The organism is Pseudonocardia ailaonensis, assembly GCF_039531635.1.
In the GTDB taxonomy this organism is placed as follows: domain Bacteria; phylum Actinomycetota; class Actinomycetes; order Mycobacteriales; family Pseudonocardiaceae; genus Pseudonocardia; species Pseudonocardia ailaonensis.
In genome coordinates this window covers 154376-171087 of sequence record NZ_BAAAQK010000018.1, presented here as the reverse complement: position 1 = coordinate 171087, position 16712 = coordinate 154376, and the positions used below count along the sequence as shown (strand labels likewise).

Sequence of the window (16712 nt, the reverse complement as noted above, 5' to 3'; positions counted from 1 at the left end):
AGCGTCGTCAGCCGGACCGCCGTGAGCCGTCGTATCAGGCGACGACTCCACCGGATCAGACCAGACGGGCGTACGGAGGGTGATGGTCGGCCGGTCGGGGGTACCCGGACCGGGGGATGCGACATCGGGCCGAAGAGCGCACCCTCGTAGGAATCCGACAGGGGAACCAACCATGACCGTCGTACTCTGGATCGGGATCTGGGTGGCCGCGTCCGTGCTGCTCGGGCTCCTGCTGGGTTTCGTCCTCCGCCGCCTGCGGCGGTCGGACGAGGAGCTCACCGCCGGTGCTTCGCGTCCGCGGGACGGGCGGGCGGGTGGGCCGCTGAACCGGGCGAGCTAGGCGCGCCGTCCCGGCGGAGCCCCCGGACCACCAGCCACAGGTGGACGAGGATGTAGGCCTGGCTGACCAGGAAACCGACCGCCGCCCAGACCGCTCCGCCCCACGCGCCCAGCGCGTAGGTGGCCAGGAGGCCGATCCCGACCCCGATCCCGACGGCGAGCGCCACCGTGCGCTGCCGCCCCCGGTTCTGCGCCACGATCCCGAGCGGCTGGTTCATCGAGGCGACGGCCGACCCCAACGCGAGGACCACGAACACCGCCGCGGACGTCCTGTAGGCCTCGCCCAGCAGGAACGGGATGACGAACGGGCCGACCGCGGCGGCGACGAGCGGCGCGAGGCAGAGGACCGCGGAGATGCGCAGGAACCGGCGCTCCTCCGCGAGCAGCCGCTCCGGATCGCGCCGGGCGTCGGCGAGCCACGGCGAGCCCACGAGGCCGAGGGCGTTCGCGAAGAAGGACAGCGGGTTGATGAGCCGGCCGGCGGCGGCGTACAGACCTGCCGACGCGGCCCCGCCGCCGAGTGCGACCAGCGGCGTGTCCAGCTGCTGGGACGTGGCGGCGAGGGAGATCAGGCCGTAGCCGATCCCCTCCCGGTACAGCGGCAGGGCCTCGCGCTGCGTCCGAGCCGGTGTGCCGGGTGCTCCCAGCAGCACCCGGTCGATCGCCGCCTCGAGCGCGAACGAGGCCAGCAGGCCGATGACGAGGCCCAGCTCGGGTGCGCCGATCAGCACCAGCACGAGGACCAGGACCAGGCCGACGCCCCGCCCGACGATCTGGCTGGTCGCCGCGGGGCCGAAGCGGTGCCCGGCCCGGAGCAGCGAGTTGGCCGTCTGCGCCTCCCACACCGCCGCACCCAGCAGGCCCAGCAGGGCCCCGGTCACATGGTTCGACTCGATCAGCAGGCAGGCGACCACGGTCGGGACGAGCATCACGGGCAGCAGTCGCCGCTTCGTCCGCACGTACGCGCGGGCGTCGAGCGCCGTGAGATCCCCCGCCGCCACCTCCCGGACGAGGAGGTTGTTGAGCCCGGCGTCGAACACGGTGCACGCGATGGTGCCGATGGCGGTGCAGGTGGCGATGACGCCGAGCTCGGCAGGTGTGAGCCCGCGTGCCGCGACGATGTAGGTCAGGCCGACGAACAGCTGGCCGAGCACCAACGAGCCGGCCACCCCGCCCAGCCGTCCGAGCAGCACCGACAGCGTGCCCCCGCGCGCAGACCCCGCCATGGAAGTTCCGGTCCTCCTCATCGAGTGGACGTCGCCACCCGTTCGGCGGGGATGTCGTTCCGGACCGTCCGATCGTGACAGGTCCCGTGACTATGCTGCGCCCGTGTCGAACGGATCGACCGTCTGCGTGCTCGAGGTCGAGTTCCTGGGTCATCACCTCCACTACGTCCGCCATCTGGTCCAGGTGGCAGGGGCGGACGTCGTCGTCCTCACCACCCGGCGGGTGGTCGAGTCCGACGAGTTCCGTGTCCTGCTGGGCGATCTCGGTGTCGAGGTCGAGGTCCTGGACGAGGCGCAGGTGGACCGGCGCGGCGCGGTGCCGGTCGCGGTCGAGGTCGCCGCGCGGCGGTCCGCGGACCTGCTCGTCCTCCCGGACGGTGACTTCCATCTCGTTCCCCTGCTGCGGCTGCTGCCCGCGCTGGTGCGCCGGGGGCCGCGGGTCCGGGTGCTCGTGATGCGGACGACGACGGTCGACGGGCCCGAGCGCCTCCGCCCGGCGACCCTGGCCAAACCGGTCCTGGTCGCGGCCCTCTCGCTGGTCCGGCGGGTGGAGATGCTGTTCCTGACCGACGCGTTCGGCGTGGTGCGCCACCGCCGTGGCTACCGGGCCCGGCCGGTCCGTGACCCGGTGCGCACCGAGCGTCCCGACCCGGGGACGCCGGACTGGCTGCCCGCCCGGGGAACCGACGGTGTGACGATCGGGGTCCTCGGCGTGATCTCGGCCCGCAAGAACGTGCCGCTGCTCGTTGCGGCGGCGGCGCGGGTGCCGGCGGCGGTGGTCGTCGTGGCCGGGCGCCTGGAGCCCGACGTGCGCCGTCACCTCGCGCACGACCCGCTGGCCCGCGACCTGGCCGCCGCCGGACGACTCGTCGTCCGCGACGGCATGCTCGACGACGCCGAGTTCGAGGCCTGCCTGCGTGGCGTCGACGTCCTGGCCGTCCTCTACGACAACGACGCGCCCAGCGGCATCGTCGCCGAGGCCTGCCTCGTCGGCACCCCCTGCCTGGTCCCGCACGGCGGCTGGCTCGCCAGGGTCGTCGGGGACACCGGGACCGGGCTGGCGGTCCACATGACCGAGGAGGGTGTCGCGGCCGGGGTGAGGGAGCTGGTGCGCGACCGGGAGCGGTTCGTGCGGGCCTGCGGGGCCGCCGCCCCGCGGATCGGTACGGCGGACTTCACGCGGGCCCTGTTGGGCTGACCGGCGGTGACCGGTCCTGGGCCGGGTGGTGCAACGTTTTACCGGGAAGGAGCGACGTCACGGACGTGGAAGGCAGCCGGGGGTACGGGGCCGTGCGCACGCACGTCCCCTCGCGACCCGTGGGCCCGCAGGACGACCGTGGCCGTCGTGCCAGGCGGTTCTGTTCCGTCGCGTCGGTGGTCGTGCTGGTCGCGTCGCTGCCCTTCGTCCGGCCCAACATCCTGGGTGAGTCGCTGTCGCTGCTCGGCTTCGCCGGCTTCGCGGTGGCGGCGGTGCTCGCGGTGGCGGGCACGGAGGGCGGTCTGCGTCGTCGCCTCGGACCGGACCGCGGCGCGATCCCGATCGCGATCGTGCTCGGCTGCGTCACGGCCGGGTACGTCTGGCTGCTGATCCAGGCCGCCGGCGTCGTACCCGGCCGGACGTTCCAGTACCCCCTGCAGGGTCTGGTCCTGACCTGTGCCGCGCTGGGTGCACTGGCCATCGTCTGCCAGGACCCTCGCCGCCGGCGGATGGTTGGCCGCGCGGTGGTCCTGCTGCTGGTGCTGCTGTCCGCCTCGTGGGCGGTGACCTTCCTCGTCTGGCTGGTCGCCGGACCGGGATCGGCGGCGATCGGGGCGATCCCGATCCGGGGGTACCCCGAACCGCTGTACTTCCCCTTCACCCCGTCACAGAGCTCGTACGCCGTGCTCGGCACGGTCTACCCGCGGTTCACCGGGCTCGGCCGCGAACCCGGCTGGATGGCCATGTACTGCGCCATGGCCTACTTCATGACGGACATGGTCGGCCTCAGGTCGCGCTGGTTCAAGATCGCGCTGCTCCTGGGGCTCGTCGGGACCCTGTCGACGGCCGGGTTCGGCGTGTTCCTGGTCGTCTGGGCCTACCACCGGTTCCTCCGCGCCCGCGGCGGGATCTCGCTGCGCAACTACCTGCGCCAGCTCGGCGGCCTGGCGGTGGTCGGGCTCGCCGCCTGGGCGGCCCTGGAGGCCCCGGTCTTCGGGGTGGCGACCAAGTCGACCCAGAACGCCACCTCCCTCGGCGAACGCCAGCTGGCGACCGAAGCCGGAATCCGTGCGCTGACCGAGACACCGCTCGGAGCGCCACCGACGGAGGCCCAGTCCGGGATCAACCTGATCTCGGACATCTCGGTCGACGGTCTGCCGTTCGTCCTGCTGATCACCGCGGCACTGCTCGTGCCGGTCGTCGTGATGTGGCGGCACCGTGGCGCGTACGGCGACGCCCCGATCTACGTCGTCTTCCTGACCCTGCTGCTGTCCCAGCCGCCGCTGGACTCGACCTGGGCCTTCGGCATGGTGCTGCTCGTGTGGGAACTGCGCCGGGCGGATCCCGCCCCTCCGGAGCGGCCGCTGCTTCCCGTCCCCCCGATCCGCCGCCCAGCGGCACGCTCTCGATTTCTGCGTGAGGACCTTCGTGAACGCTCGTGACTATCTGACCGTCCTCCGGGAGAACGCCCGCCTCGTGGCGGCCTGCCTCGTGGCGGGTCTGCTGCTGGCGGCCGTGGTGACCCTGCTGCTGCCGAGGACCTACGAGTCCTCGGTGACCTTCTTCGTCGCCGCGGACGGCCAGGGCACCACCTCGGCGGGCCAGTCGTCCTTCTCGGACTCCTACCAGGGCGCCCAGCTGGCCAAGGACCGGGTCAAGACCTACCAGGAGATCCTCGCCGGGCCCCGGGTCGCGTCCGACGCCGCCCCGGCGCTCGGCCTGTCGCCCGACGAGGTCCAGGGGAAGATCACCACCAGCTCCGTCACGGACACGGTGCTGTTCACCCTGACGGTGCGCGACGGGTCGGCCGCGGGTGCTCAGCGGATCGCCTCCGAGGTCACGGGGTCGTTCACCCGTCTCGTCGACCAGCTCGAGACGCCGCAGCCCGGCGGCACCGCGGATGCGTCCGCGACCCCGGTGCTGCGTGCCGAGGTCGTGCAGCCGGCCACCGCCCCGGCCGACGCCGCGTCCCCGAAGCTGGCGCTGAACCTGGTGATCGGCGCCGTGGTCGGTCTCGTGGTGGGGATCGGGGCCGCGATCGTCCGGCGCTCCCTCGACCGTTCCGTCCGGTCGGCCGAGCTGCTCGAGGAGATCACCGATGCCGCCGTGCTCGGACTCGTCCCCGATGCCGCCGAGTCCGCTCCCCGCGAGCTCGCCCTGGCCGTGGCCATGCCGGCCGGCCCGACCCCGGACGCGGTCGTGCGGGCCGAGGCGTACCGGCGCATCCGGACCAACCTGGAGTTCGCGAACGTGGACGGCGACGTCCGCATGCTGGTCGTGACGAGCGCGCTGCCCGCGGACGGCAAGACCGTCACGGCGTGCAGCCTCGCGGGGGCGCTGGCCGCCGTCGGGGCCCGGGTGATCCTCGTGGACGCCGACCTGCGGCGGCCGAAGGCCGCGGACTACCTCGGCCTGGAGCCGTCGGTCGGGCTGACCGGCGTGCTCGCCGGCAAGGTCGCCCTCGACGACGCCGTCCAGCGGAGCGTGGGTTTCGACGTCCTCGCCAGCGGCCGCACCGTTCCCCGGCCCAACGAGCTGCTGTCCTCACGGAGCGCGGCCGATCTCCTGCGGGCGCTGCGGGAGCGCTACGACTTCGTCATCCTCGACACGCCACCCGTCCTGCCCGTCGCCGATGCGGCGAACCTCGCCGCCCACGCCGACGCCGTCCTGCTCGTCGTGCGCTGGGGCGGCACGAGCCAGCGGGACATCGCGGCGGCCAACGGCTTCCTCCGCTCGGCCTCGCTGCCGATCGTCGGGACGGTCCTCACCCGGGTGCCGAAGAGCTCGGGGTCGCCGTGGACCAGCTACGGGGACGCCTACCTCCCGGAGGAGGAGCCCGTCGCGCCGGCCGCGGTGGAGACAGCCGTGGTGGAGCCGGCCGTGGTGGAGCCGGCAGCAGTGGTGGAGCCGGCAGTGGCGGAGCGGGCCGTCGACCCGGAGCCCCGAAAGGAGCCGGCGCCGAAGAAGCGGCCCGCCGGTGGGACCCCGGTCTCCGCGGGAGCGGGCGGCAAGTCCTACCGATCCCGTTCGCGGCGTTCGTAGCCTGATTCTCCGTGAGCGGCACGGTCTCGCGCCGGTACGCCGTTGTCGCCGGGGTCGTGGCCGCCGCCGTGATGGCGGGGGCCGGGATGCTGGCGACGAGCGTGACCGGGTTGGTGGTCGGCGGTGTCCCGTTGCCGCTGTGGTGGCCGGTCGGGGTCCTGCGCGGTGAGTCGGATCTCGGGGACGCCGTGACGGCCGTCGCGCTCGCCGCCGTCGGCGGCGTCGCGGGGCTCCTGGGCGCCCGGAGGACCTGGCCGGGGGTACTGTTGCTCGCCGCCGTGGGCGGCGTCCTGGCCTGGAGGATCTCCTCCTGGCAGCCGGGGCAGGCGGACTGGCCGGTTGCGGCCCTGGCAACCGTGGTGGGATGCGTGAGCCTGTTCGTGTTCCTGGACCGAGGTCGCGGCCGAGCGACCCCGAAGAACCCGGCACCGGCGGGGGACCGGCGCGGGATCGGCAGGCGGGCCCTGCTCGGGATCGGGCTGCTGGTGGCGGCCGGGACGGGGGTCACCGGTGTGCTGGCCCGGTCACTCGCCGGCGCCGCGCCGGGCCCGTCGGTCACACCGTCCGCGCCCACGGGATCCGCGGCGCTGACGAGGCTGCCGGTGGTCGACGTCGTCCGGGACCACGGCGCGGTGGGCGACGGCAGCGCCGGCGACGACGCGAGGATCCGCGCCGCCCTCGACGCTCTCGGCCGCACCGGCGGCACGCTCTACTTCCCGGCCGGGAACTACCGGATCGACGGCGCCCCGTTGAGCCCCCGGTCCGGCGTCACCCTCGCCGGCGACCCCGGCCGGTCCTTCCTCGACCTCGGGAGCGGGGTGGGCGGCGGGTTCGCGACCTTGCTCGCCGTCGCCGGCAACGACATCGTGGTCGACGGGATCACGTTGCGCCGCAACGGTTCCTTCGATGCGGTGCTGGTCGGGCTCGGTGCGTTCACGAACCTCACGCTGTCGCGCTCCATGCTCGTCGGGAACATGGACGTGTACCCGGACACGACCTGCCACGGCATCCGCGTCGGCGACCAGGAGCGCAGCTCGGGCCTGCAGATCACCGACTCGGTGATCACCACGACGGTCTACGGCCTCCTGCAGACCAACGAGTCCACGGCGGCCACCTCGGACATCACCGTCGAGCGCTGCACCTTCGCCCTCAACCGCAACACCGCCCTCGAGTTCAACAGCCCCAACGGCACGACCAGTGGTGTCCGGGTCGTCGGCAGCACCTTCTCGGGCACGGAGTCGCCGGACGGGTTCGGCGTCGGCCTGGCCCATGTCGACCGGGCGGTGATCGAGGGCAACGGCTTCAGCGGGTACGCCCTGGAAGCGGTGCACGTCGAGGACTACTCGACCGGAACCGTCGTGCGCGGCAACACCTTCCGCGAGTGCGGGCTGCGGGACCACTCCCACGTGCAGATCATCAGCGGCTCGGCCGACGTCCTCGTCACCGACAACGACTTCGACGCCTCCGTGAACACCGAACGGATCTTCGTGGTCGACGCCCTGGCCGGCGGTACGGCCACCACGCCGGGCGGACGTGCGCCGGCGACCCCGTCGACGGTCCGGGTGGAGGGCAACCGCTTCCTCTGCGGCGCCCCGGTGCTCCCGGTGCTGTTCGAGGGGGTGGCGGGCGGGCGGATCACGGACAACCGGATCACCGCCGCCGCGGTCACCGCGCCGCAGGACGTCTTCCGGATCTACGACGACCGCGGCACGGTCATCACCGGGAACACCCTGAACGGCGTCGGGTTCTGACGGCAGGCCCCGGGTCCTCCCCGGGGCCCCTGCCGTCAGCCGCGGTGTGCGTCGAGCTCGGCCTGGGTCATGATGGAGGCGAGCTCCGGGGGGAGGACCTGCGCCTTCCAGCCGAGGATCTCCTGGGCCTTGGTGGCATCGCCGATCAGCGAGTCGACCTCGGTGGGGCGCAGGTAGGTCCGGTCGAACTTGACGTGCTCCTGCCAGTCGAGCCCGACGTGGTCGAAGCAGAACCGCACGAAGTCCCGCACGGTGTAGGCGGTCCCCGTCGCGAGGACGTAGTCCGTCGGCTCGTCGGCCTGCAGCATCCGCCACATCCCCTCGACGTACTCGGGCGCGTAGCCCCAGTCCCGGACCGCGTCGAGGTTGCCGAGGTAGACGTCGGTGTCGATGCCCAACTTGATGCGTGCCGCGGCGCGGGCGATCTTGCGGGTCACGAAGGTCTCGCCGCGGCGGGGGCTCTCGTGGTTGAACAGGATGCCGTTGACGGCGTACATGTCGTGGGCCTCGCGGTAGTTCCGCGCGATCCAGTACCCGTAGACCTTCGCCGCGCCGTAGGGGGAGCGAGGGTAGAAGGGGGTGTCCTCGTTCTGCGGGGGCGGGGTCGCCCCGAACATCTCCGACGAGCTGGCCTGGTAGAAGCGGGTGTCGATGCCGGCCATGCGGATCGCTTCGAGGAGCCGGGTGGTGCCGACACCGGTGGTGTTGCCGGTGTACTCGGGTTCGTCGAACGACACCCGCACGTGCGACTGCGCGGCCAGGTGGTAGACCTCCTGCGGCGCGACCTTGGCGATCAAGGTGACCAGGCGCGAGGCGTCGGTGAGGTCTCCGTAGTGCAGGAACAGCCGCGCGTCCGGGTCGTGGGGGTCCTGGTAGAGGTGGTCGATGCGGTGGGTGTTGAAGGTGGAGGCGCGGCGGATGATGCCGTGGACCTCGTAGCCCTTCTCCAGCAGCAGCTCGGCGAGGTAGGAGCCGTCCTGCCCGGTGATCCCCGTGATCAACGCACGTTTGGTCTCGCTCATCGGATGTCGTCCTCGTTGTCCAGGTACCAGCGGTAGGTGGTGGCGATGCCGTCTCGGACGGAGATCGTGGGCTTCCAGCCGAGGCCGGTGAGCCGCGAGACGTCCAGGAGCTTGCGGGGTGTTCCGTCCGGTTTGGACGTGTCGAAGACGATGCCGCCGCGGTAGCCGACGGTGTCGGCGACGATGCGGGCGAGCTCGCCGATCTCCAGGTCCTCGCCGCAGCCGACGTTGATCGGGCCGGGTTCGTCGTAGTTCTCCAGCAGGAACAGGCACGCCGAGGCGAGGTCGTCGGTGTGGAGGAACTCGCGCCGCGGGGTCCCCGTGCCCCAGACGACGACCTCGTCGGCGCCGGCGACGGTGGCGTCGTGGAACTTGCGGATCAGGGCGGGCAGGACGTGGGACTTCTGGAGGTCGAAGTTGTCCCCGGGCCCGTAGAGGTTCGTCGGCATCGCCGAGATCCAGCGCCGGCCGTACTCGCGGCGGTAGGAGTCGACCTGCATGATCCCGGCGATCTTGGCGATCGCGTAGGCGTCGTTGGTCTCCTCCAGCGCCCCGGTGAGCAGCGAGTCCTCCCGGATCGGTTGCTCGGCGAACTTCGGGTAGATGCAGCTGGAGCCGAGGAACAGCAGGTGCTCGACGTCGAAGGCGTGCGCGGTGTCGATGAGGTTGAGCTGCATGCGCAGGTTGTCGGAGAGGAACTCGACCGGCTCCCGGGAGTTGGCGAGGATCCCGCCGACCCGCGCGGCGGCGTCGACGACGACGTCGGGCCTCGTCCGGTCGAACCAGGCCCGGACGGCAGCCGGGTCACGCAGGTCGACCTCGCCGGAGCGGGCGCCGACGATGTTCGCGAACCCCTGGGCCCGCAGGTGCCGCACGATCGCGGATCCGACCAGGCCGTGGTGGCCGGCGACGTAGACCGTGGCGTGTCGCGGCAAGGGCCCGCGATGACTCGGCATCAAACTCCTCGTCTCGACATCGAACGTGCGCCCACCTGCGGAGAGCGACCCCGCCGGGTCCGCCCGGCCGCGAGGCCGACGATCCAGGAATCGTACGCGGCGGCTGCTGCGTTAGCAGTAAGGTTCTGGTCCGCATAGACCACACCGAGCGCGCCCAGTGCCGAGCAGCGCCCGGCGTCGGCCCCGAGCTCGGCAATGGCACGGTGCAGCGCGTCCGGAGCACCGGTGTCGACCCGGACCCCCGCACCGGAGCGGTCGATCTCGGCGGCGGCGGCGCTGCGCCGGTCCGTCGCGGCGACGACCGGCCGGCCCGACACGAAGTACGACGTCAGCTTGCTGGGGACCGACATCTCGGCCACCGACTCCGCCTCGTTGAGGACCAGCACGTCCGCAGCGGCGAGAGCCGCCTCGAACTCGCCGTCCGGCAACGGGTCGAGGAACGACAGCCGCTCCACGCCCCGAGCGGCGGCCTCCAGCTGTGTCCTCCGGTTGCCGTCGCCCAGCAGCACGAAGCGCACGGGGGAGCCCTCGGCGTCCGCCCGGCGCGCGGCCGCGACGACGTTCTCGAGGCCCTGCTTCGCCCCCATGTTCCCGGCGTGCAGCGCGATGATCTCGTCCGCGCCCCAGCCGAGGCGTGCCCGCGTCGCGGCCCGGTCGGTGCGCGAGCGCTCCACGTGCGACCAGTTGCGGATCACCGAGACCTTCCCGGTGTCGACGCCGAGCCCCTCGAGGTTGCGGACGAAGTTCTCGTGGACGACGGCCACACCGTCCGCCCGCCGCAACAGGGCGCCCTCCAGCGCCGCCGCCCCGAGGGCGGCCCGCCCGGAGGCCATCCCGGTCTCGACCAGCGCGCGGCTGTAGAGGTCCTGGATCACGACACCGAGCGCGGTCCGTCCGGGCGAACGCCAGGTCAGGCCTGCGGCGACCGTCAGCAGCACCGGGCTCACGGCGATCACGACGTCCGGGCGCGGGCCGCGCACCGCGGCCGCATGCACGGTGAACGCCGCGTCCATCAGGATCCGGCGGACGGCGGTGGGCTGCGCCGGGACGGGATGGCGGACCCGGGTCAGCGCGACGTCGCCGTCGAGCTCGTGCATCCGGAGCCCGCCGTAGCCCTCGGCGACCCGCCACTGTGGATAGTGCGGGTAGCCGGTGACGACGCGGACACTGTGTCCGGCGGCGGCCAGGCCGCGGGCCATCCCGGTCGTGTAGGGGGCGTTCCCGGTGGACTCGGGTGCGTAGTGCATGCCGAGGACGAGCACGGACAGCGGTCGGCCCGGTTCGGCGCGCGGGGCCTCGGTCATCGGCCGCGGGCCAGGAAGACCTCGGAGAACGTCCGGAGCAGAATCTTGAAGTCGAGCCACAGCGACCAGTTCTCGATGTAGTAGTTGTCGAACCGTGCCCGGTCCGCGATCGGGGTGTCGCCCCGCAGACCGGAGACCTGGGCGAGGCCGGTGAGCCCCGCCCGCACCCGGTGCCGGTGCCGGTAGGTCGGGAACTCCTCGGAGAACTTCATGACGAAGTGCGGGCGCTCGGGCCGCGGCCCGATGAGCGTCATGTCGCCGACGAGGATGTTCCACAGCTGCGGGAGCTCGTCGAGCCCGGTCCGCCGGAGCACCTTGCCGACCCGGCCCACCCGCGAGTCCGCGGCGATGGACCAGTTGGTGGCGGACTCCTCGGCGGTGGCAGGCCGCATCGACCGGAACTTCAGACAGGTGAAGAGCTTGCCGTCCCGGCCCACCCGCTCCTGCCGGAAGAGCACCCCGGGACCGCCCTCGAGGCGGACCGCGATCGCGCACAACGTGAGCAGCGGCGCCAGGACGAGCAGGACCACACCGCTGACGAGGATGTCGGCGCCGCGCTTCACCACCCGTGCCGGACCGCGCAGCCGCGGTCGGTGGATCCGGACGATCGGGATGGATCCGATGTGGTCGTCCGCACCGGACTGGCGGCAGAACTGGTGCATCCGCGGGACCTGCATGAGGTCGCAGTGGGCCAGGGCCGGGCTGCGCAGGGCGTCGAGCAGGGCGGACTCGGGGTGCTCCCCGTCCGCGACGAGGATGACGTCGGACGAGGTGGACCGGACGACCCTGTCGAGGTCGTCGAGCCCGCCCAGCCGGGACGCCGCGACCGCGGCCGGCCCGGCCGTCGGGCCGACGTACCCGACCGGGAAGAGGCCGTACTGGGGATAGCGGTCGAGCAGGAGCATGAGCTCGGCCGCCTCGACACCGCCCCCGACCACCACGGTGCGGTGGCAGACGATGCGCCGGCGGCGTGCCGTGAGGATCACGGAGCTGGTGATCATTCGGCCCACGACGAGGAGTCCGATCCCGACGATGCCGGTGCCGAGGAACACCATGACCTCGTCCTGGTCGTGCCAGAGCGCGAAGATCGTGGCGATCACGGCGGCCGCCGTCAGTACCCGCCCGAGCAGGGCCGGGAGCTCGTCGAGGACGCTGACGTGCAGCCGGGGCCGGTAGCAGCCGCCCATGAACAGCAGTACCAGCGACAGCGCCGCCCACGCGAGCAGTCCCTTGAAGTGCGCGGGCACCCAGAGCGCGGGTGCGGCGAGCGCGACGGCGTCGACGGGCAGCAGGACCATCCAGGCCTTCATCGAGCCGATCGAGCCCAGGCCCGCCCAGGGGCGCACCACGGGCTCGATCCGGTCCGGCACCCGACGGATCTGGTGCGCGGTCGACGGAGTCAGGTCGGACCGCGCCCCTGCCGACGGAGGACCCGCGGTTCCCTCGGAACCCGGATCACCGTCGGCGAGCGGCAGGATCGACTGCGACATCTTGGCCCCCATCACTTCGGGTGCATCACATAGAGTAGTCGTTTGGCGCGTTCGCGACCTGCGTCGACGAGACGAGCCCTTCGAAGCAGAGTTCGTCGCTCTCCGTCCCGACGTTAGCCCCTCCGGGGGAACTCATAGGCTCTACTCTGAGTGGAGTACTCACTCTGCGTAGATATGGACCCTAGAATGGGCCCATTTTGGGAACAATCCCGAGGTGGAAGTGCAACCCGATCAGTCTAGTGTGGAGTCGGTCACGCAAGGCCCTCGCCGGCGTTCACCGACGGGAATTCCTTCTCTGAGAGGTCAATTGGACACTCTCCGTAGTGGAACGTGGGCGAGGCCACCCGACTCGTCCGGGCCGGCGACTTCCCCTGACCACTCCGGCTGTAACACCATTTCCACCGGTACACGACGTAACCGTGGGTCGCGCAGCAGCGCCGCGTCGCACCGACCCGGTTCGTTCCCACCCCACTCCGTGGCCCTCGAGGCCGGATCCCCGATGGGAGAGACCGTGAAGATCGTGTGGTTGGGGGACGTGCAGGCCCCCTACCGGGAGCCGATGTTCCGTGAGCTGACCGCGCTCGTCGACTTCAGCGCCGCGTTCTTCTTCCGGGAGGAGAAGGTCCGCCACTGGACCTGGCGCCCGTCGCCCGACTACCCGTCCAGCCTGGTCGGCTGCTGGCGGGTGCCGCTGCCCGCCGCGATCGCGCGCCGGCTGGACAGCCCGATGGGCCTGCTCCGCCCGGGGGTGGCGCGCAGGCTGGTCAAGGGGTCGGACGCGGTGATCATCCAGGCGTTCTGGCAGCCGGCGAACCTGGCGGTCGTGTTCTGGTCGAAGGTGCTGCGCAAGCCGTACATGATCTACGCCGAGAGCACGCTGCACAGCCGGCAGTTCGGCGGCGGGCTGCTCCACGCGGTGCGGTCGTTCGTGTTCCGCAACGCCGGCGCCGTCATCGTGCCCGGTCCGGCGGCCCGGGACGCGGCCATCCACGACGGCGCCGCTCCGGATCGTGTCGTGACCTCGGTCAACAGCGTCGAGCTCGACGAGTTCATGCACCGGGTCCGGGAGCTCCGCGACGGCGAAGCCGGAGGGCCGCACCGGTTCGTCTACGTCGGACAGCTCATCGAGCGCAAGAACGTCGCGGCGCTGTTGCGCGCGTTCGCGCCGCTGGCCGGGAAGGCGACACTCGACATCGCGGGCGACGGGGTGCTCATGGAGCCCCTCAAGGCGCTGGCCGCGGAGCTCGCCGTCGCCGACAGCGTGCACTTCCGGGGGTTCCTGGACGAGGCCGGCGTGGTCGAGCTCCTTGCCGAGTGCCACACGCTGGTGCTGCCGAGTACCGAGGAGGTCTACGGCTTCACGGCCCTCGAGGCGCACGTGGCCGGGCTGCAGACCGTGGTGTCCGACGTCTCGGGGATCGCTCCCAACCTGCAGGATCGTCCGGGGTGCTGGGTCGTGCCGCCCACGGTGGAGGCGCTCGCCGAGGCGCTGGTCGAGACCTGCGACCAGTGGAGCGGCTGGGCCGACGACGTCGACGCCGAGTTCGCCTCACCGAGGCGGGCCGCGCAGGACCTCGTGGCGGCGGCCGAACGGGCCGCCCGGCCCTGAACCGGACCGGGCTCAGGCCCGGCCGGGGGTGCGCAGTCCCAGTACTCCTGCCGCGAGCCGCTGGACCGGGCTCGGCGGCGCCGACGCGGCGAAGATCAGCTGTTGGCGCACCGAGGTCAGCGGCGCCCGCGCGTCCCCGTACAGGAGGTCCGAGAGTCGCAGGTCCGGGCGGTTGGTCCGGCGAAGGTCCCGGACCCAGCGGCGCTGGACCCGGACGGCGTCCCGCCCCATCCGGGCGGAGTACGAGCCCGAGTTGAGCCGGAACCGGCAGCGCGTCTCGGGAAGGCCCAGGTAGTCGCCGTGCCTGGTCAACCGGAGCCACATGCTGATGTCGGTGCTGAAGAACGGCTCGTCCTCGGCGAAGCCCGCGGCCGCGTCGAACGCCGTGCGGCGGAACAGTACGGCGGTCGGGCCGCCGATCGGGTTCCCGCCGTGCCGGACCGCCCGCCGGAGGAGCTCGGTCCGGGTCCGCCGGCCGAGGAGATCCGGTGTGCGCAGACAGCGGTCCCTCGCGACGACGTGGCCGTCCTCGTCGATGTTGTGGTGGCGGACCGCCACCATGGCGAGGTCCGGTGCGGACTCGAGCGCGTCGACCTGGCGCTCCAGCAGATCTGGATCGAGGATGTCGTCCGCCATGACCACCAGCACGAACGGCGCCGAGGACAGCCGCACCACGCGGTTGAAGTTCACCGTGGGGGGCACGGTGGTGGCGTTCTGCTCGACCCGCACCCGGGGGTCGGAGAACTTGGTCGCGATGGCGACGGAGTCGTCCGAGCTGGCGTTGTCGAGCACGACGAGCTCGAAGTCGGTGAACGTCTGGTCGAGGATGCTCTGCATCGTCTCGGCCAGGAACAGCTCCTTGTTGTACACCGGAACGCACACCGCGACCCGCGCTTCGGACATGCTCCCGAGCCTCCCTCGTTCCTGTGACTCGTCGCCCCTCCCGAGCCGTCCGTTACGACCGTCGGCCCTCGCCCGGCCGGCGGCGGGCGTAGCGAGCACCCACCCGGTCCGCGGACCCGGCCCACGGCGCGGGGCGGGGCGGGGCTAGCGCGCGGCGCGGGCCACGTCCATCACGTACTGCCCGTAGCCGTTCTTGGCCTGTTGCTCGCCCAGGGCGTAGCAGGCGTCCGGGGTGATGTAGCCCATGCGCAGCGCGACCTCCTCGAGGCAGGCGATGCGGATGCCCTGGCGGTTCTCGAGGACCTGGACGTAGAGCCCGGCTTCGATGAGGGACTCGTGGGTGCCGGTGTCGAGCCAGGCGAAGCCGCGGCCGAGGTCGACGAGGCGGGCGCGGCCCTGGTCGAGGTAGGCGCGGTTGAGGTCGGTGATCTCGAGCTCCCCGCGGGGCGACGGGCGCAGGCCGCGGGCGATCTCGACGGCGCCGGCGTCGTAGAGGTAGAGGCCGGTGATGGCGCGGTCCGAGCGGGGCTTCTCGGGCTTCTCCTCGATGGAGAGCAGCCGCCCGTCGGCGTCCGCCTCACCCACGCCGTAGCGCTCCGGGTCCTTCACCGGGTAGCCGAAGAGCACGCAGCCGTCGTGGCCGTCGCGGAGCCCGGTGCGGGCGTCGCGCAGCATCCCGGAGAAGCCGGGGCCGTGGAAGATGTTGTCCCCCAGCACGAGCGCGACCTCGTCGCCCCCGACGTGGTCGGCGCCGATGACCAGGGCCTGGGCGATGCCGTTGGGCTCGGGCTGCACAGCGTAGCTCAGGGCGATGCCGAACTCGCTGCCGTCGCCGAGGAGGCGCTCGAACTGGGCCCGGTCGTCCGGGGTGGTGATCACCAGGACCTCCCGCACACTGGCGAGCATGAGCACCGAGAGCGGGTAGTAGATCATCGGCTTGTCGTAGACGGGCAAGAGCTGCTTGGAGACCCCGCGCGTGATGGGGTGCAGACGGGTGCCGGTGCCACCGGCGAGGAGGATGCCCTTCACGCGAGGTAGCCTGCCAGGCTCTCCCGCCAGTCCGGCAGCGCGACGCCCTGCTTCTCGGCCTTGCTCAGGTCGAGGACGGAGTTCAGCGGCCGCGCGGCGGCGTCCGGCTTGTCCGCGAAGTACTCCGCGGTCGTGGTCTCGGTGACGTCGCCGGGATCCCGGCCGGCCCGCTCGAAGACGAACCGGGCCACCTCGGCCCAGCTCGCGGGCTCGCCGCCGTTCGTGAGGTGGTAGGTGCCGGGTTCGGCGTCGAGGAGCGCCACGATGCCGCGTGCCAGGTCCGCCGCCAGGGTCGGCCGCCCGATCTGGTCGGCGACGACGGTCGGACTGATCCCGCGCCCCGCCAGGCCGAGCATCGTGCGGGCGAAGTTGGCGCCGTCGCCGATCACCCACGTGGGCCGCACGATCCAGCTCCGCTCGTACACGGCGACGGCGGCGTCCCCGGCGGCCTTCGACGCCCCGTAGGCGCTGAGCGGCGCGATCGGCGCGGTCTCGGGGACGAGGCCGTCGTGGGTGCCGTCGAAGACGTACTCGGTGGAGACGTGCACGAGCCGGAGGTCGTGGGCAGCGGCGATCCGGGCGAGCGCGGCGGGCCCGGCGGCGTTGGCCGCCCAGGCGGCGCGGCGCCCCTCCGCGGTCTCGGCGGCGTCGACCTTCGTGTAGGCGGCGGCGTTGAGGACGGTGTCGTACGCGCCCCAGTCCGGGCCCGTGGGATCGGCGAGGTCGAGGTCGGCGCGGGTCAGCGCCCGGGCGTCCGGGAGGGCCGCCGCGAGAGCGCGGCCGAGCTGGCCACCGGCACCGAGGATGAGCGCGCGCATGGGCGTCATTCTCCGGTGGTGCCGC

General features: G+C 72.4%; 13 protein-coding genes. 5 read left to right on the top strand and 8 right to left on the bottom strand.

All coding sequences use genetic code 11. The annotated features are described in order from the left end of the window. Nucleotides 1-275 precede the first annotated feature (275 nt). Complete coding sequence (locus ABD324_RS23100; RefSeq protein ID WP_344420762.1) at nt 276-1565, bottom strand: lipopolysaccharide biosynthesis protein; 1290 nt, start codon at nt 1563-1565, stop codon at nt 276-278. Nucleotides 1566-1668: 103 nt separating this feature from the next. Between ABD324_RS23100 and ABD324_RS23095 the strand changes: the two genes are divergently transcribed. The 4 genes from ABD324_RS23095 (at nt 1669) to ABD324_RS23080 (ending at nt 7556) form a co-directional block, all read left to right on the top strand. Then, a complete protein-coding gene (locus ABD324_RS23095; RefSeq protein ID WP_344420759.1) occupies nt 1669-2763 on the top strand; it encodes a glycosyltransferase in 1095 nt (364 codons plus the stop codon). 176 nt (nt 2764-2939) lie between these two features. Further along, entirely contained in the window at nt 2940-4205 is a 1266-nt protein-coding gene (locus ABD324_RS23090) for a hypothetical protein (RefSeq protein WP_344420756.1), read from the top strand. Beyond that, nucleotides 4192-5805: a tyrosine-protein kinase domain-containing protein gene (locus tag ABD324_RS23085; protein WP_344420753.1), complete on the top strand. Its 1614-nt coding sequence runs from the start codon at nt 4192-4194 to the stop codon at nt 5803-5805. Before ABD324_RS23090 ends, ABD324_RS23085 begins: the two co-directional genes overlap by 14 nt. Before the next feature lie 11 nt (nt 5806-5816). Then, the gene (locus tag ABD324_RS23080) at nt 5817-7556 is read left to right on the top strand and encodes a glycosyl hydrolase family 28-related protein (protein ID WP_344420750.1); all 1740 of its coding nucleotides are present in this window, start codon (nt 5817-5819) and stop codon (nt 7554-7556) included. A gap of 35 nt (nt 7557-7591) precedes the next feature. Here ABD324_RS23080 and gmd read toward each other — a convergent pair whose 3' ends face one another. Genes gmd through ABD324_RS23060 form a run of 4 tightly spaced genes read right to left on the bottom strand, consistent with a single transcriptional unit; the run spans nt 7592 to nt 12328 of the window. Next, the gene (gene gmd / locus ABD324_RS23075; protein ID WP_344420747.1) at nt 7592-8578 is read right to left on the bottom strand and encodes a GDP-mannose 4,6-dehydratase; all 987 of its coding nucleotides are present in this window, start codon (nt 8576-8578) and stop codon (nt 7592-7594) included. Beyond that, a complete protein-coding gene (locus ABD324_RS23070) occupies nt 8575-9534 on the bottom strand; it encodes a GDP-L-fucose synthase family protein (RefSeq protein WP_344420745.1) in 960 nt (319 codons plus the stop codon). Before ABD324_RS23070 ends, gmd begins: the two co-directional genes overlap by 4 nt. After that, a complete protein-coding gene (locus ABD324_RS23065; protein ID WP_344420742.1) occupies nt 9534-10838 on the bottom strand; it encodes a glycosyltransferase in 1305 nt (434 codons plus the stop codon). Before ABD324_RS23065 ends, ABD324_RS23070 begins: the two co-directional genes overlap by 1 nt. Further along, nucleotides 10835-12328, bottom strand: coding sequence for a sugar transferase (locus ABD324_RS23060; protein ID WP_344420739.1), 1494 nt, complete (start codon nt 12326-12328; stop codon nt 10835-10837). The genes ABD324_RS23065 and ABD324_RS23060 overlap by 4 nt, the downstream gene beginning before the upstream one ends. 499 nt (nt 12329-12827) lie before the next feature. Between ABD324_RS23060 and ABD324_RS23055 the strand changes: the two genes are divergently transcribed. Next, nucleotides 12828-13937, top strand: coding sequence for a glycosyltransferase family 4 protein (locus ABD324_RS23055; protein WP_344420736.1), 1110 nt, complete (start codon nt 12828-12830; stop codon nt 13935-13937). Nucleotides 13938-13949: 12 nt separating this feature from the next. Here the strand turns inward: ABD324_RS23055 and ABD324_RS23050 are convergent, their stop codons facing one another. The 3 genes from ABD324_RS23050 to ABD324_RS23040 all read right to left on the bottom strand — a co-directional run bounded on the left by ABD324_RS23050 (nt 13950) and on the right by ABD324_RS23040 (nt 16687). Beyond that, nucleotides 13950-14840 (bottom strand): glycosyltransferase family 2 protein, encoded by an 891-nt coding sequence (locus tag ABD324_RS23050; protein ID WP_344420733.1) that lies wholly within the window; start codon nt 14838-14840, stop codon nt 13950-13952. 144 nt (nt 14841-14984) lie between these two features. Continuing rightward, nucleotides 14985-15869 (bottom strand): glucose-1-phosphate thymidylyltransferase RfbA, encoded by an 885-nt coding sequence (rfbA, locus tag ABD324_RS23045; RefSeq protein ID WP_344420729.1) that lies wholly within the window; start codon nt 15867-15869, stop codon nt 14985-14987. Continuing rightward, nucleotides 15866-16687 (bottom strand): SDR family oxidoreductase, encoded by an 822-nt coding sequence (locus ABD324_RS23040; protein ID WP_344420727.1) that lies wholly within the window; start codon nt 16685-16687, stop codon nt 15866-15868. The genes rfbA and ABD324_RS23040 overlap by 4 nt, the downstream gene beginning before the upstream one ends. Between the last annotated feature and the right edge of the window lie 25 nt (nt 16688-16712).